General features: G+C 57.0%; 1 protein-coding gene. It reads right to left on the reverse strand.

Annotated elements, in window-relative coordinates; genetic code table 11:
* Nucleotides 1–416 (reverse strand): Ig-like domain-containing protein (locus AB4167_RS21065; protein ID WP_372136973.1); only part of this gene is annotated, 416 nt, incomplete at both ends.

A 416-nucleotide genomic window follows, 5' to 3' on the forward strand; every position in this document is an offset into this window, starting at 1 on the left:
GTCACCTTCCGTTGGTACGGGTGCGGTTGTCGTCCAGTTTCCGTCAACGAGGTATTCGACTGTCGCACCCTCTTCTGTGCCGCCGACTGTGAAGCTGCCGTCGTTAGTTAAGAAGTCATCCGCCGCTGAGCCAGAGTCCGTATCAAGTGTCAGTGTTGGCGCATCTGGCGCTGTTGTGTCTAGAGTGAACGTCAGCTCGCTGCTGCCTGATGTATTACCCGCTGCGTCGGTTTGACGAACGGTGAACGTGTTGTCACCTTCCGTTGGTACGGGTGCGGTTGTCGTCCAGTTTCCGTCAACGAGGTATTCGACTGTCGCACCCTCTTCTGTGCCGCCGACTGTGAAGCTGCCGTCGTTGGTTAAGAAGTCATCCGCCGCTGAGCCAGAGTCCGTATCAAGTGTCAGTGATGGCGCAG

Origin of the sequence: Vibrio sp. 10N.286.49.E11, assembly GCF_041469505.1 — a bacterium.
GTDB classification, from domain to species: Bacteria; Pseudomonadota; Gammaproteobacteria; order Enterobacterales; family Vibrionaceae; genus Vibrio; species Vibrio crassostreae_C.